Origin of the sequence: Phocaeicola sp. GP0067 (assembly GCF_031119655.1) — a bacterium.
GTDB classification, from domain to species: domain Bacteria; phylum Bacteroidota; class Bacteroidia; order Bacteroidales; family Bacteroidaceae; genus Phocaeicola; species Phocaeicola vulgatus.
In genome coordinates this window covers 1-24,250 of sequence record NZ_JAVHZY010000031.1, presented here as the reverse complement: position 1 = coordinate 24,250, position 24,250 = coordinate 1, and the positions used below count along the sequence as shown (strand labels likewise).

Here is a 24,250-nt window from a genome sequence, read left to right as displayed (position 1 = left end):
GTACATTTGTCCCCTGCATTAAGTATCCTCATAGAAGTACATTAATACTTTTCCAACTTATTCTTTAGTGATGATGGTAGAATCGTTTGTCTCTCTGTAAGATTCCTAATAGCAAAACGCACTTATTTTTTTATTAAAACATTTATTTTAAAATGAACATTTTTATTGCAGGGCTTAACTATAATATGAGTGAAGCCGAACTTGGAGAATTATTTGCAGAGTATGGTGAAGTTGTTTCTGTTAAGATTATAATGGACAGAGAGACCGGTCGTTCTAAGGGATATGGTTTTGTTGAAATGGCTGATGATGAAGCTGGAGATAAAGCGATTGCAGCTCTTAATGAAGTTGATATGGATGGAAAAACTCTTTCTGTGTCAGTAGCTCGTCCTAGAGAAGAACGTCCGCGTCGTAGCTATGGCAACAATGGCGGTGGTGGTTATCGTGGCGGTAACAACAGTCGTGGTGGTGGCTATGGTGGTAGTCGCGGAGATAATGGCTATGGCGGTGGCAGAAACAGATATTGATCTGTATCTCTATAAAATATAAGGGAACCTGTCTTGGACATTTGAAATGCTGAGGCAGGTTTTTAAGTGCCTGTTCAGGATATCTTCAAAAGACTTTGGCTGTCGGTTATTTCTTTTATTTATGGCAAGCAGAAGATGTTCCATTGAGGGTAAAAACGGTTAATTTATTAAGCATGGTCAATAATTTCTACATAAATTCCAGGTACTTCTCTCTTTTATAGAAAGGCTATAAGTATTATGCGTGTTATATTCAACTTCATTCTGGATTATTCCAACAAGAAAGAAGATGATTGAGTATGGAGAGATACTTGTTTCCTAGAAAATAGATTCCTGTGTCTGTGTTGTCAATAGTTCCAGCGCCTTGATTCCCATAACGGAATTTCCTTTTGGATTCAATCTCGGGCTCCACACTGCAACTGAATATCGTAGTGGGTAAACTGCGGCTATACCGCCTCCCACACCACTTTTCCCCGGAAGACCTACCAAATAAGAAAATTCTCCTGCTTCGTCATAGAATCCACATGTTTGCATGATGGCATTGATACGTTTCACTTGAGAGGCGGTCAGCGTGATTCCTTCGAATGTAAAAGCCTGTTTATGGTTGGCAAACGGCAAAAAGGCTTTGGATAAATCATAACAACTCATTTCTATGGAGCATTGCAGGAAATAGAAATGAAGTACACGTTCTATGTCATTGTCGATGTTATGATAATATTTCAACAGGTTGGTGATTGCCGCATTCAGATAACCGTTTTTACGTTCGGACAGGGCAACTTCTTCATTATAATGAATTTGGTTATTTCCGCTGATTGAGCGGACGAAACGAAGATATTCTTCTTCGGGGTGTTTCAGATGGTTCAGCAGGATATCTGTCATTACAATGGCTCCGGCGTTAATAAAGGGATTCCGAGGAATTCCTTTTTCTACCTCCAGTTGTACTAGTGAGTTGAAAGCTGTTCCCGAAGGTTCTTTACCTACTCTTTTCCATAGATTATCTCCTTCAAGACTCAAACACATGGCAAGTGAAAAAACTTTCGAAATACTTTGGATGGAGAAGCCGGTGGTGGCTTCTCCATGCATGAAAGTTTTGTTTTGTATCGTATGGATACACATTCCGAATTGATCTGGGTTGATTTTGGCAAGTGCCGGAATGTAATCAGCCTGTTTGCCAATAGAGGCGTAGGGCTGGATTTCTTGATAGATGTCTTTTAGAATCTGTTGATAATCCATAATTTGGACGTTTTATTTTTCTGTATAGTCACCATTGGCTTTGATGAGCTCGATCAACTTCTCAACAGCCTGATCTTCGGGAATGTTTTTTTCTATGCATTCTTTCTTTTTATAGAGGCTGATTTTTCCACGACCGGCACCTACATAGCCATAGTCGGCATCCGCCATTTCGCCGGGACCATTGACAATACAGCCCATAATGCCGATCTTCAGACCTTTCAAGTGCGAGGTAGCTGTTTTGATACGGGCGATGGTAGACTCCAAATCATATAAGGTACGACCACATCCCGGACATGAAATGTATTCCGTTTTGCTGGTTCGGATTCTGCCGGCTTGCAGGATACCAAATGCAGTGGTATCTACCACTATATGACTCAAGGGGCCTTGGTTGTACAAGAAGATTCCGTCACAGAGTCCGTCAAAAATTAGTGCACCCATATCAGCTGCCGCTTTGATTTGCAGGTCTTCAGCTTTCGTTTCCTGATAGTATTGGAAGAATACGACCGGATTCTCTAACCCTTCATTCATCAGTTCGTGTGTCATGGCACGATATTCGCCGAGGCGGTTGGGATGATTGCTTTGGGCGATGATTACCACTTCGGGATGTAGTTTAAGGGCTGCGATTACTTCGTCATTCATAGCCATATAGGGCAGAAACAGGAATTTCAGATCGGAAACCGTGTGATGTAATTCTATCATCTGCTGGTAGTTAAATGCCGGATAGACATTTTTGTCTTCTGGATTCCATGCATTGGCATCTACTAGATAGGCTATATTGTTATCTCGTGATTGGGGCACACTTCCACCGCAATAAATATAGTCAGGTTTGAACTGAGGATTAGTTTCGAAAGACCCTTCCAGACGTTCGGCTATTACTACGGGAAGATTATCTCCTCCAATGTTTCGGACAGCCTTAGTCTTCCGGCGCCCCGGAGATAGGTAGTTGAACTGCGGAGCTTCTTTTCCAGGAATAAAAGGATGTCCTTCCCGAGTTAGTATATAATCAACCAGTTTGCGGGCTACCGGAATTTCGTTTTCAGGAGCCTCGCTCAATGAAACACGAATGGTATCTCCCAAGCCATCTGCAAGGAGTGCGCCTATTCCTAATGCGGATTTTATTCTTCCGTCCTCGCCGTCCCCTGCTTCGGTAACCCCCAAATGAAGCGGGAAAGCCATGCCTTCCTTTTCCATTTCCTTTACCAGCAGACGGACCGTCCTGACCATTACTACGGTATTGGATGCTTTGATGGAAATAACCACATCGTTGAAATGTTCCGCAACACAGATACGCAGAAATTCCATGCACGATTCCACCATACCTTCAGGGGTGTCACCATAATGAGACATGATGCGGTCTGACAGAGAACCGTGGTTTACCCCGATGCGGATGGCGGTGTGGTTTTCCTTGCAGATATTTAGAAAAGGAATGAAGCGGGCACGTATCTTTTCTATTTCTTGCGCATATTCTTCGTCAGTGTATTCCAGTTTCCGGAAAGTACGTCCCGGGTCTACGTAATTTCCCGGATTGATGCGTACCTTTTCTGCATATTGTGCCGCTACATCGGCTACTTTGGGGTTAAAATGTACATCGGCCACCAATGGAGTATCATATCCTTGAGAGCGTAATCCGATATTGATATTCTTCAAGTTTTCGGCTTCACGGACACCTTGTGTGGTGAGGCGAACGTATTCACCGCCGGCATCTATAATGCGTTTGGCTTGTTCCACACAGGCTTCGGTATCCATAGTGACGGTATTTGTCATGCTCTGAATACGGATGGGGTTGTTGCCACCCAAGGGAGTGGCTCCGATATTCACTTCGGAAGATTCGCGGCGGGAGTAATTGAATAAATCCATAGTTAGTGATTAGTGGTGAGTGGTTAGTGATTAGTGGGCTGCGCTGAAATATTAACCACTTACCACTAATCACTAACCACTAGTTAATTTGTTTTATATTCAAACTTGACTTCTTTCAGTTCTTCGTTGGCTTTCACGATTTTCTTTTTCAAGCCGGTCTTGTAGTCTGCAAACTTGGTGGCTAGTTCTGTATCACTCAATGCTAGCATTTGTACGGCCAGAATAGCTGCATTCATGGCTCCATTGATTGCTACGGTAGCTACAGGAATTCCGGGAGGCATTTGGATGATAGAATAAAGTGCGTCTACGCCATCAAGAACAGAACCTTTAACGGGGACACCGATAACAGGCAATGTGGTATTTGCAGCAATGACACCGGGAAGTGCGGCAGCCATGCCGGCAGCGGCAATGATGACTTTAATTCCACGGCCTGCAGCATTTTTCGCAAATTCCTCCACAGCTTCGGGAGTGCGGTGTGCCGAAAGGGCGTTCATTTCGAAAGGTACGTGCATCTCGTCCAGTAATTTGGCAGCTTTTTCCATTACGGGAAGATCGGAAGTGCTACCCATGATAATGCTTACGATAGGTTTCATTGTTTTTTGTTATTGTTTGGTTTATATATTTACTTCAAGCACGGGTTATACGGATGAACGCGGATAGAAAAATCCGTGAGGTCCGCGTAATCCGCGCTTGAACAATTCCTAATGGGAATCTATATTATTCGTTGACTAATGCTTTATATCCTTCAGCATCCAGCAAATCGTTAACGTCATTAGAGTCATTGGGCTTGATCTTAATCAGCCACCCTTTACCATACGGGTCTTGGTTTACTAATTCGGGATTGTCGGCCAATGCTTCATTCTGTTCCAAAACTTCTCCTGAAACGGGAAGGAACAAGTCCGAAATCGTTTTTACTACTTCAATAGTACCGAAAACTTCATCTTTTTCTAAAGTTTCTCCTTCAGTTGTGATATCTACGAATACGATGTCACCCAGTTGCTCTTGTGCATAATCAGTGATGCCTACATAAGCTATATCACCTTCTACTCGTATCCATTCGTGTTCTTTGGTATACTTTACATTGCTTGGAAATTCCATAATGCTTTCAATTTATAAGGTTAATACTAATTTTTTTCAAATAAACAAAATTCCAATGACACCACAAAACAATCCGACAATAAATCCGGCTAAAACTTCTAATAAGGTATGCTGTTTTACAATGATACGGGCTGTGCCAAGCATCCCGGATAGCAAAATGAAAAAACAGAGCCACCATACAGGATTGAAATTGAATATAAAGCTGTAGGATAATAATCCGCCTACCATCATGCCGCTGCTTGCCACGTGTGTGCTGATTTTCCACTTGAAATTGATCAGCGTGCAAAGGATCATGCAGATGAGGGCGGCTACGATAATACCTGACATATAGCGGGGCAGGTGTATCTTATACATGGTGATGAGACAAGTGACATAGCTGATGATAGTCAACGCATATGGTACGAAACGTTTTTCGCGGTGTCCCAATTCATGAATACCCCAACCGTTTATTTTTTGGAACAGGTAGATGGCGAGCATCGGCATCAGAATGGTGAAACAGTAGACTATGCCCAATACTATCAGTTTGTACTGGATGGGCATGATACGAAGATAAGTGAAGAAAAAAAGCAGGAAAAATGCCACAAAAGGAATCATAAAAGGCGTGAATATGCCTGATATGATACGTGAACTGACTTCAAGCGGACTGTTTTTCTTGCCTACTGCTATTGTTTCGGTTGTTTCGTTAGCTTCCATATAATTTATATTACCTTCTTAATCGTGCGACGGGTATGTTAAGCTGTTGGCGGTATTTGGCTACAGTACGGCGGGCTATGGGGTAGCCTTTCGTTTTTAGTGTTTCGGCCAGTTCATCATCAGTGTACGGTTTTTCCTTGTCTTCGGTGTCTACACATTCTTTCAGAATACGCTTGATTTCGCGGACAGAGAGTTCTTCACCGTCTTCGGTAGTGTAACCGTCGCTGAAAAAGAATTTCAACGAATAGATACCATAGTTTGTTTGTACATATTTGCTGTTGCTTACCCGTGATATGGTGGAAATATCCAATCCCGAGCGTTCGGCTACATCTTTTAGGATCATGGGCTTTAGCAGGGATTCGTCTCCTTCCAAAAAGAAGGGGCGCTGAATATCTATAATGGCTTGCATGGTGGTGAGCAACGTATGTTGTCGCTGTTTTACGGCGTTGATAAAACCTTGTGCGGCATCTACTTTTTGTTTTAGGAACATCAGTGCGTCCTTTGAGGCTTTGCTCTGATTATCTTTGTTGCGGGTGTGTTCATCCAGTAGTTCGGTGAACTGGCGGCTCAGACGCAACTCAGGAACATTACGATTGTTTAAACTTAGAGTAATGGTGTCATCCTCATACGTTTCTACAATGAAGTCGGGAATGATCTGCTGCATATTTTTACCCATTGCTTCACCCAGTGAACTGCCCGGACGAGGATTCAGTTTGGTGAGATCGCTCACCGCCTCATTATATTGTTCTTCGGTTATACCTAGTTTTTGGATAATCCTTTCTTTGTTTTTGCGGGTAAACTCATCACAGCATTTACCGATGATGTCCAGTTCTATTTGTTTTAACGGTGAATCGGCTTTTCTTTGTATTTGTAGCAGAAGACATTCTTGTAAACTGCGGGCACCGATACCTGCCGGATCAAAGTCTTGGATTATTTCCAAGATTTTATTTAATTCCTCCTCAGTGGTATAGATGCCTCGATAGATGGCAAGTTCATCCATGATAGACTCCATATTTTTGCGTAACAGGCCGTCATCGTCCAATGAACCGATCAAGTATTCTGCTATATCTCGTTGTTCTGGGGTAAGTTCCTGCATCTGCAACTGGTCTTTCAATATTTCATAAAAAGATACGGCATCCGAGAAAGGGATTTCTTCGGCTACTCCTTCTTTGGAGCGATTATGTTCCTGTAGTTTATAATCGGGAATATCATCTTCGTTGCTGTAATCGCCTAATGAAAAATCTTCGTTCGAGTCTGTATTTCCGTCTTCGTTCTCAACGTATTCTGTGTTGTCATCTTCATTTTCGGGCATTTCTTTCCCTTCCTCCAGGGCCGGATTATCCAGTATTTCGGAATGGATACGTTCTTCCAGCTCCACAGTGGGCAGTTCCAGCAATTTCACTACCAGTATCTGTTGTGGAGATAAGGTTTGTATTTGTTGCTGGGCTTGTGTTTGTACTTGACGTGAGCCTTGTGCCATAATATTTTTATTTCCTTGTTTATTGCGACAAAAATAGGAAATTGTATTGTAATAATCTTCCTTTTTGGGGGGATTATTTTAAGGGGATGGCTATCTTTACCTGTCATCTATATAAAAAACATAAGATTATGTTTGCAAAAGAAACTTATACAACCCGTCGTAACAGTTTGAAAAAACGTGGGGATAGGTTTCTTGCTATTTTAGATAACGAGGAGAGTGGCGACTATGCGGATAATACTTATCATTTCCGCCAAGGTTCTACTTCTCTTTATTTTTGGGACTTGCCCTATGCCGGATTGGCGATATGGATATCATATTGTATGGATGGGATCCAGCCTGCCTTGTGTGAGAAAGCGTAGAGGGTGGGAGTGACAGAAACTGGTTCTGCCGCGGATTTGAAGAAGTGTTTGGAAAAAGCAGTTGCTAAAAGACAGGTGATTCATTAGAAAAGTACTTAGGTCAGCCGTAAATTATTAAGGCTGGCCGGATCTTTGGAACCGGAATTTGAACTTACTATAGAACCGGGTATCTATATTAATAGATTGTTGGAAAGCGGAGAAATGCTTTAAGGATTTTATCGATTATGATAAGTTGGAGAGTTATCGTGAGTTTACAGAGTTGCGTAATGAGGAAGATTATTTGATAACGGAGGACGGGGCACGTTTTTGGGGTACGAAGGTCCTTTTACTACAGAACGATGATATATAATTATCCACCTATGGTTGCTTTTAAACCGTAATCAGTCAAGATTTGTATGCACTGCTGTTGTACTTCCTCGGATGGCGTTTGCATTTTATATCCTTTAGGGTTATAGATACTGCCTAGCTTTGCATGCTTTCCCTTTCCTATATCATGGTAAGGTAATAGGTTAATTATCTCAGGATGCCGTGGAAGACTGGCCAAAAATTCGGCAGACAGCTTTATGTTCTTTTCATCTGCATTCACTCCTTCAATCAATGGAATACGGATATAATAAGGGAAGTCAGCTTCTGCTACTCTGCGGATGTTCTCCAAAATTAATTCATTGGGAACATCACAGAATGTCTGGTGTACGGTACTGTCCATTGATTTTAAGTCGATAAGCAATAGTTCACAATTCCGCATCACTTCATCCACTGTTTCTTTGCGGGCAAGCAGGGTGGTATCTACCGCCCGATGAATTCCCTGTTGTCCGCAACGTTTCAGTATATCAATCAAGAATTCGGGATGAAGCAACGGTTCTCCACCACAAAAAGTAACTCCACCGCCCGATTGATCCATAAATGGAATTTCCTTTTCTATTTCATGCATCAGGTATTCGGCGGTATATTCCGTTCCTGATATCTCGATAGCCATTGCCGGACATTCTTCGGCACAGCGTCCGCATAACACGCATTTTTGTTTGTCGGTGATAATACCCTCGGGAGCCAGTGTCAGTGCCCCGTTGGGACATGCTTTCAGACAAGTTCCACAGCCGAGGCATTTCTTGGCTGTGTATAGTTTGTCTTTTCCGTTACGAATGCCTTCGGGATTATGGCACCATATGCACGAGAGCGGGCATCCTTTCATGAAAAGTGTGATGCGGATGCCCGGTCCGTCATTGATGGCATAGCGTTTGATGTCGAAAATCAGACTCATCTTGTCAGAAGGTTTCTTGTGCCGTGCGGGCTATTACGTCATATTGTAAATCTGTATTCATGTCATTGAAGTAATCACTGTATCCAGCTACGCGTACCAATAGGTCCCGGTATTCTTCCGGATGTTTTTGGGCGGCATGCAGGGTAGCGGTATCTACTATGTTGAACTGAATGTGATGTCCTCCTAAAGCAAAATAGCTGCGGATGAGGCTTGCCAGTTTGGCTATGTCTTCATCGTGTTTAAGAAGTGAAGGCAGGAAGCGCTGATTCAATAGAGTGCCTCCGCTTTTCACCTGGTCCAGTTTTCCTAATGATTTTATAACGGCGGATGGCCCGTGGGTATCTGCTCCGTGTGAGGGTGAGGTACCGTCACTGATGGCACGTCCGGCCAGACGGCCGTTGGGGGTGGCATTCATCATTTTGCCGAAGTAAACGTGACAGGTGGTAGACAACATGTTCAGATGGAAACATTCGCCTTTGGTGTTCGGCTTTCCCTCGATGGCATCGTAAAGGTCATTAAAAATCTGGATGGCGATGCGGTCTGCATATTCGTCATCGTTACCGAAGAAAGGGGTACGGTTCAGTATGAACTGTCTCATGGCTTCCTGTCCTTCGAAGTTGGTATCGGTAGCATGGATGATTTGCTCCATATTGAATTTACGTTCTTCGAATACATGTTTTTTCAGAACGGAGAGGCTGTCGGTAATAGTACCCAAACCGGTGCATTGAATATAGCTTGTGTTATAACGCGGTCCGCAGTTATAATAATCTTTTCCTTTGGCGATACAGTCATCAATGAACAAAGACAGGAAAGTGGCGGGAGCGTATTTGGCGAACATACGGTCAATGTAGTTGCTGACGCGTACTTTCATATCTACAAAATAATGGATTTGTTTAAGAAATGCGTCATAAAGTTCTTCATAACTCCGGAAGGTGCAGGGATCTCCTGTTACCAAGCCTACTTTCTTGCCTGATACAGGATCTGTTCCGTTGTGCAAGGTGACTTCCAATATCTTGGGTACGTTAAGGTAACCGGTCAGTATGTAAGCTTCTTTTCCGAAAGCGCCTACTTCTATGCATCCGCTACATCCGCCTTCACGAGCGTCCTCCGGTGTTTTTCCCTGTCGCATCAGTTCCATGACGTATGTGTCGGGATTGAATACAGATGGGTAGCCATAGCCCTTACGGATTACTTTGCAGCCTTCGCGCAGGAAACGCTCCGGGGTGCATACACTGATGTGCAGGGCGCTTCCGGGTTGTAACAGGTGAAGATCATCTACTGTTTCGAGCATGATATAGGATACTTCGCTGACTCCGTTGCTACCATCACGTTTGATGCCACCGATATTCAGATTGGTAAAGTCATTGTAGGTACCGCTTTCTTTGGCGGTGATGCCAACTTTGGGTGGGGCTGTCTGATTATTTACTTTGATAAAGAAACATGACATCAGTTCTTTGGCCTCTGCACGGGTCAGTATTCCTTCTTCCAGGTCTTTTTCATAGAAAGGAGCGAGGTGCTGGTCAAAATGTCCTGGATTCATGGCGTCCCATCCGTTCAGCTCTGTAATGGTGCCGAGATGGACAAACCAGTACATTTGTATGGCCTCCCAATAAGTACGGGGGGCATGTGCAGGAACCCATCGGCAGATTTCCGCTATTTTTTTCAGTTCCTCTTTGCGTTTCGGATCGGTTTCTTGTCCAGCCATCTTTTCGGCCAGTTCGGCATGGCGTTCGGCAAAAATGATAGCGGCATCACAGGAGATGGACATGGCGGTCAGTTCTTCTTGTTTGTCGGTTGCTTCTGGATCATTCATAAAATCCAGATTTTTCAACTCATGTGCAATACGTTCTTTCAAATCCAGCATGCCATGTTGATAAACCTTTCCGTCCAGAGAAGTATGGCCGGGGGCTCGTTGTTCCATGAATTCAGTGAACATTCCTACTTCGTAAGCTTCTTTCCATTCTTTGGGAACGTGATTGAAGATGCGTTCGCGTTGGGTGCGCCCTTTCCAATAAGGAATTACCTCGCGCTCATAGGTGTCTATATCTTCCTGGCTGATGGTGTAACGCTGCAATTCGCGGGTGTTCAATACATGAAGGTCTTCCACGCTGTGACAGGTCAGTTCAGGGAAAGTCGATACGGCTTTGGGGCGTGGTCCACGTTCACCTACAATCAGTTCGTCTTCACCTATGTATATAGTTTTCCGTTTACAGATTTCAAGGAAGTTCAGTGCTCTTAGAATAGGAATTGGATACTTTCCTTCGTTTTCTTTGTAAAATTCGGTTTCTATCAGAGCACGTTCTATGGACAAAGAAGGTTGTGTATCAAAAGATTCTTGACGTAGGCGTCGGATACGGTCTGTCATACCGTTGATTGTTGTTTTCATAAGAGTTATAATAAGGTCTACTGGTTCATAAATAGAAATTTCCATAAGGGCGGATTAATGGATCCGACCAATTGATGTGCAAGAGAATAAGATATCAAATAGAAAGAAACGTATGCCAAAAGTAAGATACGCTGTCATTTAATCCATCTTTATGGTGGTGTAATGTACAGTCTGCTGGCTTTTGGCATACCCTCCTGAAGAAGAAATGTTCTTAGTAGTAGAACATCAGGCAGTTGAACAGTTTTCTATAGCCTTTGGAGTGCATTCACTTATACTTGTTTAATAATGGCCGAAATTACAGTTTGTTTTGCACATAAACAAAACTTATATACTGTTTAATAACAGGTTAATACCGGAAACTGCTTCCTCCTAAAAACTCTCTCAGTAAAGAAGTGGGAGGCAATTCTTTATCTTGTACCGAAGCGAAATATTCCAAGAATTTGCGTAAACGGTATGCTTCTGAATATTCCGGTTTGTTATTGGGAACATTCCTTAGAATAGGAATGGCATAATCCTTCATAATGGCCAGTTCAAACAACAGGGCAGAATTGAACATGGCATCTGCATTTTCCTGATATGGGAAGATCCATTTTTCTTCTCCGGCGCGTACGCTGGGCCATCTTCTGATTGTTTCCTCTGCGGAATAGCCACGGTATTTGTAATCGCGGATAATACGGCGCAACAAACGGTTGTCGGTAGTCGGAATATAATTATGATTGTCCAGCAGAATAGTGGTTAATGCCGATACATATATTTTATATTTATTCTCGGCGGGAATATGAGGGGTTAATTCGGGGTTAAGTGCATGAATCCCTTCGAGAATCAATATCATGTTATCGTCAATCTTAAGTTTGTCACCTTTAAATTCCCTTCTTCCTGTGGTGAAGTTGAAACGTGGTAACTCTACTTCCTTTCCATGAAGCAGATCTTGTAATTGCTTGTTGAAGAACTCCAAATCCAATGCATACAATGATTCGTAATCATAATCACCTTTTTCATCTTTTGGTGTCTTTTCTCGGTCAACAAAGTAATTGTCCAGGGAGATGGGGTAAGGTTTCAGCCCGTTTGCCATCAACTGGATACTGAGTCGTTTGCTGAAAGTCGTTTTACCAGAAGAGGATGGACCGGAGATAAGAACCAGTTTTACTCTTTGACCGTTTTTTCCTCTGTGGTATATCTCATCAGCAATATTGGAAATTTTTTTTTCCTGCAAGGCTTCAGACACATTAATCAGATCGGTGGCATAACCTTCATTACAGGCCACATTGAAATCTCCTACAGTACCCACACCTAAAATCTGATTCCAGCGTCGGTGCTCTTTGAATACTTCCAGCATTTTTTCTTGTTTTACTACTTCCTCCAATATTTCCGGATTCTGACGGTTGGGGACTCGCAGCAACAAGCCGTCATAGTATTTAACAATGTCGAATTTGCGGATATATCCGGTGCTGGGCAACAGACTGCCATAGTAGTAGTCAATGGTATCTTCTAAAGTATAATAATAGGAGTAAAGTTCCCCTGAAGTTTCAAGCAGTCTAACTTTGTCCATCATTCCTTTCCGGCGGAATAGTTCTACTACTTCAGTTGTGTGACATTCAAAACGGTGGAAAGGGATGTTGGCTTCCACAATCTCTTTCATTCGCTGCTTAATACGGGAAACATCATCCAGCCCGGTTTCGCGTCCTATCTGCAAGGCGCAATAATATCCTTTGGATACGGGATGTTCAAGCATGATTTTTCCATCAGGGTATAAGTCCTCCACCGCTTTGCACAAGATGAAGCAGAGAGAACGGACATAGGTACGCATTCCTGAAGGATTCAGTATGTTCAGGAACTCTACATCCTTATTATTATAGGCCCGGTAATTGAGTCCTTCTACTTTGTTATTGACTTTGGCACTGACCGGCCCGTATGGGATATCTAGATTAAAACCATTATAAATATCCAAAAGTGAGCTTCCGATTGGGAAGTTCTTTGAAATATTGTTATTTTTGCAACAGATTTGTAACATAATCGTAATAATTATTACTAACGTAGTGAAACGGCTTGAAATTTACTGAATAAAAGGGAGATTAGCCAATTCCTACCAAATTAATTAAAGATGGAGTATTCTTTTTATGATTTCTTAAAGCTGCTAGGTTCACTGGCGCTATTCCTTTATGGAATGAAAATCATGAGTGAGGGGCTGCAAAAGTTTGCTGGTGACAGACTGCGTAAAATCCTCACAGCGATGACCACCAACCGGGTAACCGGAGTGCTAACCGGTGTTCTTATCACTGCGTTAATTCAATCCTCTTCTGCTACTACTGTTATGGTAGTAAGTTTCGTTAATGCCGGACTCCTTACACTTTCACAATCAATTGGAGTCATTATGGGGGCAAATATCGGTACCACTGTCACTGCATGGATTATATCTGCGTTAGGGTTTAAAGTAGATATTGCTGCTATGGCACTTCCGTTATTGGCTGTTGGCGTACCCTTATTATTTTCAGGAAAGAGTAACCGTAAATCCATTGGAGAATTTATATTCGGTTTCTCTTTTTTGTTTATGGGCCTCTCTCTCTTGAAGACGAATGCTCCTGACTTAAGTAGAAACCCCGAAATGTTGTCTTTTGTTCAGAACTATACTGATATGGGATTTGGCTCTGTTATCTTATTTGTTGTCATCGGTACAGTTCTTACCATGATTGTACAGGCATCGGCTGCAACGATGGCTATTACTTTGATTATGTGTGCCAATGGTTGGATTAGTTTTGAGCTGGGGGCTGCGTTGGTACTTGGCGAGAATATTGGTACCACTATAACCGCTAACCTTGCCGCACTGACTGCCAATACGCAGGCCAGGAGGGCTGCGCTGGCTCATTTGGTGTTCAATGTTTTTGGGGTTATTTGGGTGTTATGCCTTTTCAAGCCTGTAACTATGGGGGTTTCATGGTTTGTAGAAGATATAATGAGAACAGCAGATCCGGCTGTTGCCGTATCTTTTAAACTGTCTGCTTTTCATACTACTTTTAATATATGCAATGTGTTGATTCTTATTTGGTTTGTCAAGTTGATAGAGAAAACTGTCTGTAAAATCATTCCTCAGAGAGAGCAGGATGAGGAATATCGTTTGCGCTTTATTACAGGTGGTATGCTTTCTACGGCAGAGCTTTCTATATTGCAGGCACGCAAGGAAATCAATCTCTTTGCAGAGCGTACTCATCGTATGTTTGGCATGGTGCGGGATCTGCTTCACACCACTAATGACAATGACTTTAACAAATTGTTCAGTCGTATTGAGAAATATGAGAATATAAGCGATAACATGGAGGTGGAGATCGCTAATTATCTGAATCAGGTATCCGACGGGCGTTTGAGTTCTGAAAGTAAGTTGCAAATTCGTGCTATGCTTCGTGAAGTGACTGAAATAGAAAGTATCGGGGACAGCTGTTATAATTTGGCACGTACTATCAATCGTAAACATCGCAGTGATATGGATTTTACTCCGAAACAGTATGATCATATTCATCAGATGTTCCAGTTGACTGATGATGCTTTGTCTCAGATGATTTCGTTGGTGGAAGATGAGCATCATGTGGTAGATGTGAATAAATCGTTTAATATAGAGAATGAAATAAATAACTATCGTAATCAGCTAAAGAACCAAAATGTGCTGGATGTGAATAATAAGGAGTATGATTATCAGATGGGGGTGCACTATATGGATATTATTGGAGAATGTGAAAAACTGGGCGATTATGTAGTAAATGTGGTGGAAGCCAGTAGCAATGTGAAGGAAAAGAAATCCTGACCTGAAAGGGCTATGGTGAACAGAATAGGTGCAGAGGTGCAAGGTTTAACCTATGATGGGTTAAATACTTTGTGTCTCTGTGTTTTTTAATAAAGTGTAAGAAAGAAGAGAGTCTAAATAAAAGAGAATCTACATGTCAATATTTGTTTTTTTGAAACTGATAGGCTCACTGGTACTTCTGATATATGGTATGAAAACCGTGAGTAAGGCTTTGCAAAAACTGACAGGTGGGCATTTGCGCCATATTTTGGGTGCTATGACCACGAATCGCTTCACCGGATTGTTGACAGGTGCATTGTACAGCCTTCCACTGCAACAAATAGTATCTTTGGAAGAAGACGGATATCATTTGGTTGATCCTAACAAATCATTTAATATAGAGAATGAGAGAAACAATTACCGCAACCAGTTGAAGGATCAGAATGTATTGGATGTGAATAATAAGGAATATAATTATCAGACGGGGGATTATTATATGGATATTATCAGCGAATGCGAAGAATTAGGCGATTATGTAGTAAATGTTGTTGAGGCACGTACAGATATAAAGGAAAAGAAAATTTGATTTGTAGAAGGACAAGTTAAAAGAAAAGCGTGAGACACGAATGTTCCACGCTTTTTTGTAAATCGTATTAAAATGAGGTTATTTTTCGATTCCAACCAGTTCTACTTCGAAAATCAAAGTAGAGAAAGGTTTAATCTGACCGGCTTCACGTGCACCATAAGCCAAGTCTTGAGGGATGTAAAGTTCCCATTTAGAACCTACTGGCATCATTGTCAGTGCTTCAGTCCATCCTTTGATTACTTGATTAGCACGGAAAGTAGTCGGTTCTTTACGATCATATGAACTGTCGAACTGAGTTCCGTCAATCAAAGTACCTTTATAGTTTACTTTTACTTTAGAAGAATCGGTAGGAACAGCGCCGTTACCTTCTTTAATTATCTTATATTGCAATCCGCTTGATGTAGTTTTAACACCCTCTTTCTTTGCATTTTCAGCTAGGAATTTTTCACCGGCAGCCTTATTTTCAGCGAACTGGGCTTCAGTAGCTTTTGTTTTGATTGCTTCTGCTTTAGACTGAACGTAGGCGTTGGCTTCTTCCATAGTAACATTCATGCCTTTTTTTTGCAAAGCAGCCATGAAACCTGCCAGGAAGTTTTCTTTACTTAAACTTTGAGTAGAGTCATTTCCGAAAATACGTTGGCTCATCATATCGAACATACGTCCACCAACTTGTTGACCAATCTGAAGACCTGCCATATAAGCAACGTCTTTAGGACTTGTCTTGCTGGTACCTTCTTTAACACCTCTGATGAAGTCGGCCATATAGGCTGTGTCAACGCCCAGTTGTTGGCTCATATACATATCCAGACCTTGCGTGTTGGTGATACCCATCATGTAAGAAAGTGAGTCTACGTCATTCTTCATGTTTGCTTTCGGTGCTTGGGCTGTACAAGAAGCCAAGCTGGCTGCAGCAGCGATTGCTACAAAAAAACTAATTTTTTTCATTTGCCTTAAATGCTTTAATAATTATAATACTTCGATTAATTCTACTTCAAAAATCAATGTGCTGTGAGGAGGAATCATTTCTCCTGCCTGTTGTGCTCCATAGGCTAATTCTGAAGGAATGAAAAGTTTCCATTTAGCACCTTCAGTCATCAGTTGGAGTGCTTCCACCCATCCTTTGATTACTTGGTTCACACCAAAGATAGCCGGTTCGCCGCGTTTGATAGAACTGTCAAACAAAGTCCCATCAATCAAGGTACCTTCATAATGGCATTTTACACGGTCGGTTGCACTCGGTTTTTTTCCGTTACCTTCTGTGATAACTTCGTACTGTAAGCCGCTGGGAAGTGTCACGACCCCCGGTCTTTTTGCGTTTTCCTCCAAAAATGATTTTCCCTTTTCAATATTCTCTGCATTCAATTTGGTTTCCAGCTCTTCAAAGTACTTGTTTACGATTTCACGTGCTTCGTTGTGGCTGATAGCCGTTTCTTTTCTATCTAATACGTCTTTGATTGCTTGAGCAAAGTCTTCAACATTAATACTTTGAGCACCCATGCTCAATAAATTCTGGCCAATACCAAGGCCGATGGCGTAACTGAATTTATCCATAACTATTTATTTTATAAGATGTTTTATACAAAACGCACAAAGGTAGGTGTTTTATTTGAATGAATCTGTTTTTAACAATTTAATTTTTCTTATTTTTGTGTGTTTAGTTAAAAGAGGAGGACTAGAAATGAAGAATTTAGTAGTTTTAACAGGTGCTGGAATGAGTGCAGAAAGCGGTATCAGTACATTTCGTGATGCAGGTGGTTTATGGGATCAGTATCCGGTGGAACAAGTGGCTACTCCGGAAGGGTATGCGGCAAACCCTAAATTGGTGATTGATTTTTATAATGAGCGTCGTAAACAGTTGCTTGCTGTAAAGCCTAACCGGGGGCATGAACTGGTTTCTGAGATGGAAAAGTTCTTTAATGTGACTGTTATCACTCAAAATATTGATAATTTGCATGAGCGTGCCGGAAGTTCGCATATTATTCATTTACATGGCGAACTGACCAAGGTGACATCTAGTTGGCAACCTAATAATCCAGCTTATATTAAAGAATTAAAGCCGGAAGAATATGAGATACATTTGGGAGACTTGGCCGGAGACGGTTCCCAGTTTCGTCCGTTTATTGTATGGTTTGGTGAATCTGTTCCTATGATTGAAACTGCAATTGAATATGCTGAAACAGCTGATATCTTTTTAATTATAGGAACTTCGCTTAATGTATATCCTGCTGCCGGTTTGTTGAATTATGTGCCTGCCCGCACTCCTGTTTATTTAATAGATCCTAAGCAGGTGCCCATTGCATCGGGACGTAAAGTGCATGTAATTCAGAAAGGTGCGTCCGAAGGAATGGAAGAGCTTAAAAAAATATTAGTGGGATAGTTTGCAAGTAAACAATTTCCTTGTATATTTGTTATGTATTTAAAGAATATTTAAAACATAAAACAGAGACAATTATGAAAAAGTACGTTTGCACAGTATGTGGTTGGGTTTATGACCCGGCAGAAGGAGATCCTGAAGGTGGAATCGCTCCGGGAACAGCATTTGAAGATATTCCAGATGATTGGGTTTGCCCTCTTTGCGGAGTAGGTAAAGATGATTTCGAAGTTCAAGAAGATTGATCCTACCTTATAACCGGATATCATATAAAGCGGAGGAATTTCTTTTGTATGATATATCAGATAGCGCGACTAATTATTATTTAGTTGCGCTTTTTTATTTTACATTATTATTAATGGCTTGCCTTAAAAAAAAGAGCGTAACCTATAACAGGTTGCGCTCTTTATGGTATAAAAAAGAATGTTCTTATTTCTTTTCTTGCTTTTCAGGACGAGGCAGTAATACTTTGTGAGAGAGCTTGAATTTACCTGTCTTGGGATCAATATCAAGTAACTTCACTTCTATTTCATCCCCTTCTTTTAAACCGGCCTCTTCTATTGTTTCAAGACGTTTCCAGTCAATTTCAGAGATGTGTAACAATCCGTCTTTACCAGGCAAGAATTCTACGAACACGCCATATGGCATTACTGAACGGACTTTACCTACATAGACTTCACCGACTTCGGGAACGGCAACGATACCCTTGATAATGCGCATAGCATCGTCAATACATTTCTTGTTTGTTCCCGCAATCTCAATGCGACCTACTCCATCAGTTTCTTCAATCGTGATGGTTGCTCCGGTTTCTTCCTGCATACCTTGGATAATCTTTCCGCCCGGACCGATGATAGCCCCAATGAACTCTTTAGGAATAGTCATCGTTTCAATACGAGGAGCATGCGGTTTCAAATCTTTACGAGGTTCGGCTATACATTCGGTTAACTTGTTAAGAATATGTTCGCGACCTTCTTTTGCTTGCAGTAACGCTTTTTCCAAGATTTCGAATGATAGACCATCTACCTTGATGTCCATCTGTGTAGCAGTGATACCATCACGAGTACCTGTAACCTTGAAGTCCATATCACCCAAGTGATCCTCATCTCCAAGAATATCAGACAATACGGCATATTTTTCTTCACCTGCATTCTTAATCAAGCCCATGGCAATACCTGAAACTGGTTTTTTCATGGCAACACCGGCATCCATTAATGCAAGCGTTCCTGCACAGACAGTAGCCATTGAAGAAGAACCATTTGATTCCATGATATCAGATACTACACGTACTGTGTATGGGTAGCCTGCAGGAATTTGTCCTTTCAAAGCACGCCATGCCAAGTGCCCGTGACCGATTTCACGACGACCTACACCACGTTGTGCTTTTGCTTCACCGGTAGAATAAGGGGGGAAGTTGTAGTGTAACAAGAATCGTTCTCTGTGTTGATCCAGAACATCGTCTACGATTTTCTCATCTAGCTTGGTGCCTAATGTGACAGAAGTTAAAGACTGAGTTTCACCACGGGTGAAAATGGCAGAACCGTGAGGGCCGGGCAGATAACCTACTTCGCACCAGATAGGGCGAATTTCAGTTGTCTTACGTCCGTCCAGACGCTTGCCTTCATCAAGAATACAACGACGCATGGCTTCCTTTTCCACATCGTGGTAGTAACGGTCGATTAATGCACCTTTTTCTTCCAGTTCTTCTTCTGTATATTGAGTTTTGAATTCATCGCGGATGGCATCAAAAGCATCTTGACGTTCATGCTTGTTTCTGTTTCCTGAAGCAGCGATGGCGTATGCTTTATCATAACAAGCTTCGCGTACGGCTTTGCGTAAATCTTCATCGTTTTCTTCGTGGCAGTATTCACGTTTTACTGTAGAACCGACTTCTTCCATCAGTTCCATCTGCGCTTTACAATGAACTTTGATTGCTTCGTGAGCAGCCTTCATGGCAGCCAGCAAGTCTTGTTCGCTGACTTCCTGCATTTCGCCTTCTACCATCATGATGTTGTCATATGTGGCTGCAACCATCAGATCCATATCAGCTTTCTCAAGTTGTTCGAAAGTGGGGTTGATAACGAACTGGCCATCGATACGTGCTACGCGTACTTCAGAAATCGGTCCGCCGAAAGGAATGTCGGAAACGGCTAATGCTGCTGAAGCGGCCAATCCTGCCAATGCATCAGGCATATCTATTCCATCAGCTGAGAAAAGAACAATGTTTACGTAAACCTCTGCATGGAAATTATCGGGGAATAAAGGACGCAATGCGCGGTCTACCAGTCGGCAAGTCAGGATTTCATAATCTGAAGCTTTGCCTTCTCTTTTGGTAAAGCCACCGGGAAAACGTCCGAATGCTGAATATTTTTCTTTGTACTCTACCTGAAGGGGCATAAAATCTGTACCGGGAACTGCATCTTTTGCTGCACAAACAGTAGCTAGCAACATGGTGTTACCCATGCGGAGCATTACAGAACCGTCTGCCTGTTTTGCCAGCTTTCCCGTTTCGAGTGTGATGGTTCTACCATCAGGAAGCTCGATCGTCTTAACAATTGGATTGATCATAAAAAATGTTTTAATATATTTTTCGTCTAAAATTCGTGCAAAGATAGGCATTTATTCTTCTAATTTGGTGAGAATGAGATAAAAAGTTACTATGATTACTGTTTTTTTTCATTTTAATGTGTAAGAAGGTGGATAAATGCTTTGACAAACCACGAAAAGACGTATCTTTGCATCCAAAATTATTAAGAGAACACACATTTATATTAATTTTAGCGATGAAAAAGAATGTATATTTTTTGCTCGCACTTCTGTTGATAGGGTTGAGCGCCTGCGATAATGCACCGAAGTTCAAAGTTCAAGGTGAAATTAATGGTGCTGAAGATAAGATGCTTTATTTGGAAGCGTCGGGATTGGATGGCATAGTAGCGCTTGATTCGGCAAAATTGGGCAGTAGCGGAAGTTTTAGTTTTGCACAGAAGCGCCCGGAATCTCCTGAATTCTATCGTTTGCGTTTAGATAATAAAGTGATAAACTTTGCTGTAGACTCTACGGAAACAGTATCAGTTAAGGCTGAGATAAATGATTTTGCGACTGCCTATCGTATTGAAGGTTCGGAAAACAATTTGAAAATAAAGGAATTGGTGTTGCTGCAAGCTGATTTGCAGAAGAATGTGGACAAACTCGGTCAGAACCGTAATATCCCTGCGGGCATCGCACAAGACAGCCTTTTGGCTATGGTAAACAATTACAAGAATAAAGTGAAACGAGAATATATTTTTGCGGCTCCAAATATGCCATATGCTTATTTCGCTTTATTCCAGTCGTTGAATGGGTATATGATTTTTGATCCTTTGACAAATAAGGAGGATGTGAAGTGTTTCGCTGCGGTGGCTACGAGTCTGAATAATGCTTATCCACATGCCGACCGTTCACGCAACTTGTACAATATGGTTATAAAAGGAATGAAGAATACCCGTACTCCCCGTCAGCAGACCATGGAAATTCCTGAAGATAAAATCAAGGAAGCCAGCATTATTGATATTCAGCTGAAAGACTTGAAAGGCAATACACGCAGTCTGACCGATTTGAAGGGTAAAGTGGTGCTGATCGATTTTACTGTATATAACAATGCAATGTCTGCTGCACATAATTTGGCGTTACGTGAACTTTATAATAAGTATGCTTCTCAAGGGTTCGAGATTTACCAGATTTCACTGGATGGTGATGAACACTTTTGGAAAACATCTGCAGATAATCTGCCTTGGGTCTGTGTACGTGACGCTAATGGCGCTTATTCTTCATACATTTCATTATATAATGTAACTAATCTGCCTTCGGTATTTTTGGTAAATCGTAATAATGAATTAAGTGCCCGTGGTGAGAATATTAAAGATTTGGATGAAGCCATTAAAAAACTCTTGTAAAAAGCTAATTATGAGTTGAATTTGTTTAAACATGTTACATAGCATCCTTATAAACTTGACTCGTATTAGATAAAAGTCTATCTTTGCAAGACTTGAAATACCAAAGAGGGTTCCGACATTTCCATGTCGGAATTCTTTTTGTTTTTATAGGCATAACTGGAACAATGAATAATTATATAATTTAAAAGGAGGAAAACATTATGGCTTATATGTCAGAAGAAGGTTACAAGCAACTGATTGAGGAACTGAAATATCTGGAATCAGTAGAACGTCCTAAAATTGTGTCGGCTATTGCCGAAGCGCGTGATAAGGGAGACTTGTCAGAAAATGCCGAATATGATGCTGCCAAAGAGGCGCAAGGTCTATTGGAGATGAAGATCAGCCAGCTGAAATCAACTATTGGTGATGCTAAAATTATTGATACTTCAAAAATGAATGCAGATACAGTGCAAATTTTGACGAAAGTAGAATTGAAGAATGCCAAGACCGGAATGAAGATGGTTTATACTATCGTAGCCGAAAGCGAAGCGAATTTAAAATTGGGCAAGATTTCGGTAAACACTCCGATAGCACAGGGTTTGTTAGGAAAAAAAGTGGGTGATGTGGCTGAAATCACTATTCCGCAAGGTAAAATCAGCTTAGAAGTTGTGAATATTTCATTTTAATATATAAGGCAGGTCCGCTATGCGGGGCTGCCTTATTTAATACTTATAGATATGGCAACAATATTTAGTAGAATTATTACAGGTGAGATTCCTAGCTATAAAGTGGCTGAAAATGACCAGTTCTATGCTTTTCTGGATATCAATCCGTTAGCCAAAGGGCATACGTTGGTTGTTCCGAAATGTGAGGTGGACTATATCTTTGATTTGGAGGATAATGAACTGGCTGCTATGCATGTTTTTGCAAAGAGTGTGGCGCTTGCTATTCAAAAGGTTTTTCCGTGCAAGAAAGTAGGTGAGGCAGTAATCGGATTAGAGGTTCCTCATGCACATATTCATCTGATTCCTATTCAGAAAGAGTCGGATATGATTTTTTCTAATCCGAAGTTGAAACTGACAAATGAAGAATTTGTGGAGGTGGCAACAGCAATCAATCAAGCCTGGGAAGGTGGTGACAAGTAATCTTTTTCTTTCTTAGTAAATATAAAGAGCGGGAAACGGATATTCTGTTTCCCGCTTTCCTTTATGATTAAACTCCGGTTACCTGTTTTTATACAAACTGATCTCCTAGTTTGATTTGTACGTCATTTACGAATTTTCGGATAGCGCTTTCGTCATCTTTTTTGCATATGAGTAATACATTGTCTCTTGCGGCTACTAAATAACCTTCTAGATCCTGTATTACGGCTAATTTCCCTTCTGGCACTACTATTACATTATTATAGCTGTTATATAATAAGGAGTTTCCGTTTACTACGACGTTACCTTCTTGGTCCTTGGATGATATATCATACAAGGAGTCCCATGTACCTAAATCTGCCCATCCGAAGTCGCACAATTGGACGAAAACATTGTTGGCTTTCTCCATGATTCCATAGTCAATGGAGATATTGGGACAGGAGGCAAAATCTTCTTCTCCGTTAGTCAGTTTGGTACAAACTTCGGGCATAATCTCATTGAAGGCTTCTAAAATTGTATTGATATTCCATAAGAATATTCCTGAGTTCCAATAGAATTCTCCACTTTCTACGAATACTTTGGCAAATTCCAATTGGGGCTTTTCAATGAATGTTTTTACTTTAAAGAATTCTCCTTGTTTTTCTTCCTCAATCTGAATATAGCCATAGCCGGTTTCCGGTCTGTTAGGTTTGATACCTAATGTTAGTAATTGAGGAGAGTTTGAAACAAATTCCAAGCCTTTCAAAATTGCAGCTTTGAACTCATCTTCTTTTAAAATCAGGTGGTCGGACGGTGCGACAATGACATTGGCATTTGGATTGAGTTTTTTTATATGATAGGAAGCCCAAGCTATACATGGAGCAGTGTTTCTGCGGGTGGGTTCCAATAAAATTTGTGATTTGTCCAATTCTGGGAGTTGTTCTTGGATCAGTTCTTTATACAATACATTGGTTGTAATAAAAATGTTTTCTATAGGGACTATTTTTTTATAACGATCAAACGTTTGCTGTATTAGAGAACGTCCGGTCCCGAAGAAATCAAGGAATTGTTTAGGAAGGTTTTTGCGGCTATATGGCCAGAACCGACTACCTATACCTCCCCCCATGATGACACAATAATTATTGCTGTTTGTCATGATATAAAATCGTTTTAAAGTTTCCGCTAATATAGGGCTTATTTTTAGAAAACCATTGTCCGTTATCCCATAAATCGTAGTATATTTATCTTTTTTTGAAAAAAAATGCCGAAAAGTTTGCAGGTATGAAAAAAAGTCGTACCTTTGCAACCGCAATCGAGAAACAAACAATGTTTCAAGAGATGCCCAGATGGCGGAATCGGTAGACGCGCTGGTCTCAAACACCAGTGGATTCACTTCCATCCCGGTTCGACCCCGGGTCTGGGTACGAAGAAAAAAGCTAAGTAATTGATAATTCAATACTTAGCTTTTTCTTTTTATCGGAGATGTTCCCAAATTGTTCCCAATCATCCTTATGTATTCCACCAAAGATGGGCTCAGCGGAAATTTCTGGTTGTTAAGTTTTAAAATTAGCTACCTTTGCTTACCTTTGTTTTATGAAACCCGAACG

General features: G+C 41.3%; 21 protein-coding genes, 1 tRNA gene and 3 pseudogenes. 12 read left to right on the top strand and 13 right to left on the bottom strand.

Features of this window, described 5'->3' with window-relative positions; all coding sequences use genetic code 11:
• The first annotated feature begins 152 nt into the window (after window positions 1-152).
• Entirely contained in the window at window positions 153-524 is a 372-nt protein-coding gene (locus tag RE317_RS18060; protein ID WP_005845358.1) for an RNA-binding protein, read from the top strand.
• A 315-nt stretch (window positions 525-839) separates the two neighbouring features.
• Here the strand turns inward: RE317_RS18060 and RE317_RS18055 are convergent, their stop codons facing one another.
• From RE317_RS18055 to rpoN, 6 genes are all read right to left on the bottom strand, one after another.
• Window positions 840-1,754: a glutaminase gene (locus tag RE317_RS18055; RefSeq protein ID WP_005849590.1), complete on the bottom strand. Its 915-nt coding sequence runs from the start codon at window positions 1,752-1,754 to the stop codon at window positions 840-842.
• A gap of 12 nt (window positions 1,755-1,766) precedes the next feature.
• Window positions 1,767-3,611 (bottom strand): 4-hydroxy-3-methylbut-2-en-1-yl diphosphate synthase, encoded by a 1,845-nt coding sequence (locus RE317_RS18050; protein ID WP_008668464.1) that lies wholly within the window; start codon window positions 3,609-3,611, stop codon window positions 1,767-1,769.
• An 83-nt stretch (window positions 3,612-3,694) separates the two neighbouring features.
• Window positions 3,695-4,204 (bottom strand): 5-(carboxyamino)imidazole ribonucleotide mutase, encoded by a 510-nt coding sequence (gene purE / locus RE317_RS18045; protein ID WP_005845363.1) that lies wholly within the window; start codon window positions 4,202-4,204, stop codon window positions 3,695-3,697.
• Between the two features lie 124 nt (window positions 4,205-4,328).
• Window positions 4,329-4,709 carry a glycine cleavage system protein GcvH gene (gcvH, locus tag RE317_RS18040; RefSeq protein WP_005845365.1) on the bottom strand — a complete coding sequence of 127 codons (381 nt, stop codon included), beginning with the start codon at window positions 4,707-4,709 and terminating at the stop codon, window positions 4,329-4,331.
• 36 nt (window positions 4,710-4,745) lie between these two features.
• Window positions 4,746-5,402, bottom strand: coding sequence for a phosphatase PAP2 family protein (locus tag RE317_RS18035; protein WP_005849586.1), 657 nt, complete (start codon window positions 5,400-5,402; stop codon window positions 4,746-4,748).
• 10 nt (window positions 5,403-5,412) lie between these two features.
• Window positions 5,413-6,882: an RNA polymerase factor sigma-54 gene (gene rpoN / locus RE317_RS18030; RefSeq protein ID WP_005845369.1), complete on the bottom strand. Its 1,470-nt coding sequence runs from the start codon at window positions 6,880-6,882 to the stop codon at window positions 5,413-5,415.
• A 128-nt stretch (window positions 6,883-7,010) separates the two neighbouring features.
• On the opposite strand from rpoN, the gene RE317_RS21015 reads away from it, so the two are divergent.
• Window positions 7,011-7,241, top strand: a complete 231-nt coding sequence (locus RE317_RS21015; protein WP_032939399.1) for a Xaa-Pro aminopeptidase — start codon at window positions 7,011-7,013, stop codon at window positions 7,239-7,241.
• Window positions 7,242-7,346: 105 nt separating this feature from the next.
• A pseudogene (locus RE317_RS21010) lies at window positions 7,347-7,590 on the top strand (aminopeptidase P family protein); the annotation flags it as partial.
• Here the strand turns inward: RE317_RS21010 and RE317_RS18020 are convergent.
• The 3 genes from RE317_RS18020 to RE317_RS18010 all read right to left on the bottom strand — a co-directional run bounded on the left by RE317_RS18020 (window position 7,591) and on the right by RE317_RS18010 (window position 12,905).
• On the bottom strand, window positions 7,591-8,499 hold the full coding sequence (locus RE317_RS18020) for a glycyl-radical enzyme activating protein (RefSeq protein WP_008668463.1): 909 nt from the start codon (window positions 8,497-8,499) through the stop codon (window positions 7,591-7,593).
• A gap of 4 nt (window positions 8,500-8,503) precedes the next feature.
• Window positions 8,504-10,885 (bottom strand): trans-4-hydroxy-L-proline dehydratase, encoded by a 2,382-nt coding sequence (hypD, locus tag RE317_RS18015; protein WP_050541155.1) that lies wholly within the window; start codon window positions 10,883-10,885, stop codon window positions 8,504-8,506.
• A gap of 346 nt (window positions 10,886-11,231) precedes the next feature.
• Window positions 11,232-12,905 (bottom strand): nucleoside kinase, encoded by a 1,674-nt coding sequence (locus RE317_RS18010; RefSeq protein WP_085930160.1) that lies wholly within the window; start codon window positions 12,903-12,905, stop codon window positions 11,232-11,234.
• An 81-nt stretch (window positions 12,906-12,986) separates the two neighbouring features.
• On the opposite strand from RE317_RS18010, the gene RE317_RS18005 reads away from it, so the two are divergent.
• From RE317_RS18005 to RE317_RS21000, 3 genes and pseudogenes are all read left to right on the top strand, one after another.
• Entirely contained in the window at window positions 12,987-14,678 is a 1,692-nt protein-coding gene (locus tag RE317_RS18005; RefSeq protein ID WP_005845382.1) for a Na/Pi cotransporter family protein, read from the top strand.
• 133 nt (window positions 14,679-14,811) lie between these two features.
• Window positions 14,812-14,934, top strand: a pseudogene (locus tag RE317_RS21005) (Na+-dependent phosphate transporter); the annotation flags it as partial.
• Window positions 14,935-14,988: 54 nt separating this feature from the next.
• Window positions 14,989-15,243 (top strand): annotated as a pseudogene (locus RE317_RS21000) (Na+-dependent phosphate transporter); the annotation flags it as partial.
• Window positions 15,244-15,321: 78 nt separating this feature from the next.
• On the opposite strand, the gene RE317_RS17995 reads toward RE317_RS21000, so the two are convergent.
• Window positions 15,322-16,188 (bottom strand): FKBP-type peptidyl-prolyl cis-trans isomerase, encoded by an 867-nt coding sequence (locus RE317_RS17995; protein WP_005845386.1) that lies wholly within the window; start codon window positions 16,186-16,188, stop codon window positions 15,322-15,324.
• A 21-nt stretch (window positions 16,189-16,209) separates the two neighbouring features.
• The gene (locus RE317_RS17990) at window positions 16,210-16,794 is read right to left on the bottom strand and encodes an FKBP-type peptidyl-prolyl cis-trans isomerase (RefSeq protein WP_005845388.1); all 585 of its coding nucleotides are present in this window, start codon (window positions 16,792-16,794) and stop codon (window positions 16,210-16,212) included.
• A gap of 127 nt (window positions 16,795-16,921) precedes the next feature.
• Between RE317_RS17990 and RE317_RS17985 the strand changes: the two genes are divergently transcribed.
• Complete coding sequence (locus RE317_RS17985) at window positions 16,922-17,620, top strand: NAD-dependent deacylase (RefSeq protein ID WP_008668454.1); 699 nt, start codon at window positions 16,922-16,924, stop codon at window positions 17,618-17,620.
• A gap of 74 nt (window positions 17,621-17,694) precedes the next feature.
• Window positions 17,695-17,859, top strand: a complete 165-nt coding sequence (gene rd / locus RE317_RS17980; RefSeq protein ID WP_005845392.1) for a rubredoxin — start codon at window positions 17,695-17,697, stop codon at window positions 17,857-17,859.
• A gap of 184 nt (window positions 17,860-18,043) precedes the next feature.
• Here rd and pnp read toward each other — a convergent pair whose 3' ends face one another.
• Window positions 18,044-20,179, bottom strand: a complete 2,136-nt coding sequence (gene pnp / locus RE317_RS17975) for a polyribonucleotide nucleotidyltransferase (RefSeq protein ID WP_011965175.1) — start codon at window positions 20,177-20,179, stop codon at window positions 18,044-18,046.
• Between the two features lie 215 nt (window positions 20,180-20,394).
• On the opposite strand from pnp, the gene RE317_RS17970 reads away from it, so the two are divergent.
• The 3 genes from RE317_RS17970 (at window position 20,395) to RE317_RS17960 (ending at window position 22,667) form a co-directional block, all read left to right on the top strand.
• On the top strand, window positions 20,395-21,543 hold the full coding sequence (locus RE317_RS17970; RefSeq protein WP_005845396.1) for a thioredoxin-like domain-containing protein: 1,149 nt from the start codon (window positions 20,395-20,397) through the stop codon (window positions 21,541-21,543).
• 200 nt (window positions 21,544-21,743) lie between these two features.
• Entirely contained in the window at window positions 21,744-22,208 is a 465-nt protein-coding gene (gene greA, locus RE317_RS17965; protein ID WP_005845398.1) for a transcription elongation factor GreA, read from the top strand.
• A gap of 51 nt (window positions 22,209-22,259) precedes the next feature.
• Entirely contained in the window at window positions 22,260-22,667 is a 408-nt protein-coding gene (locus RE317_RS17960) for an HIT family protein (protein ID WP_005845399.1), read from the top strand.
• Between the two features lie 88 nt (window positions 22,668-22,755).
• On the opposite strand, the gene RE317_RS17955 is transcribed toward RE317_RS17960, so the two are convergent.
• Window positions 22,756-23,799 (bottom strand): mannose-1-phosphate guanylyltransferase, encoded by a 1,044-nt coding sequence (locus RE317_RS17955; RefSeq protein ID WP_008668453.1) that lies wholly within the window; start codon window positions 23,797-23,799, stop codon window positions 22,756-22,758.
• A gap of 184 nt (window positions 23,800-23,983) precedes the next feature.
• On the opposite strand from RE317_RS17955, the gene RE317_RS17950 reads away from it, so the two are divergent.
• Window positions 23,984-24,067 (top strand) — tRNA-Leu (locus RE317_RS17950).
• The last annotated feature ends 183 nt before the right edge of the window (window positions 24,068-24,250 follow it).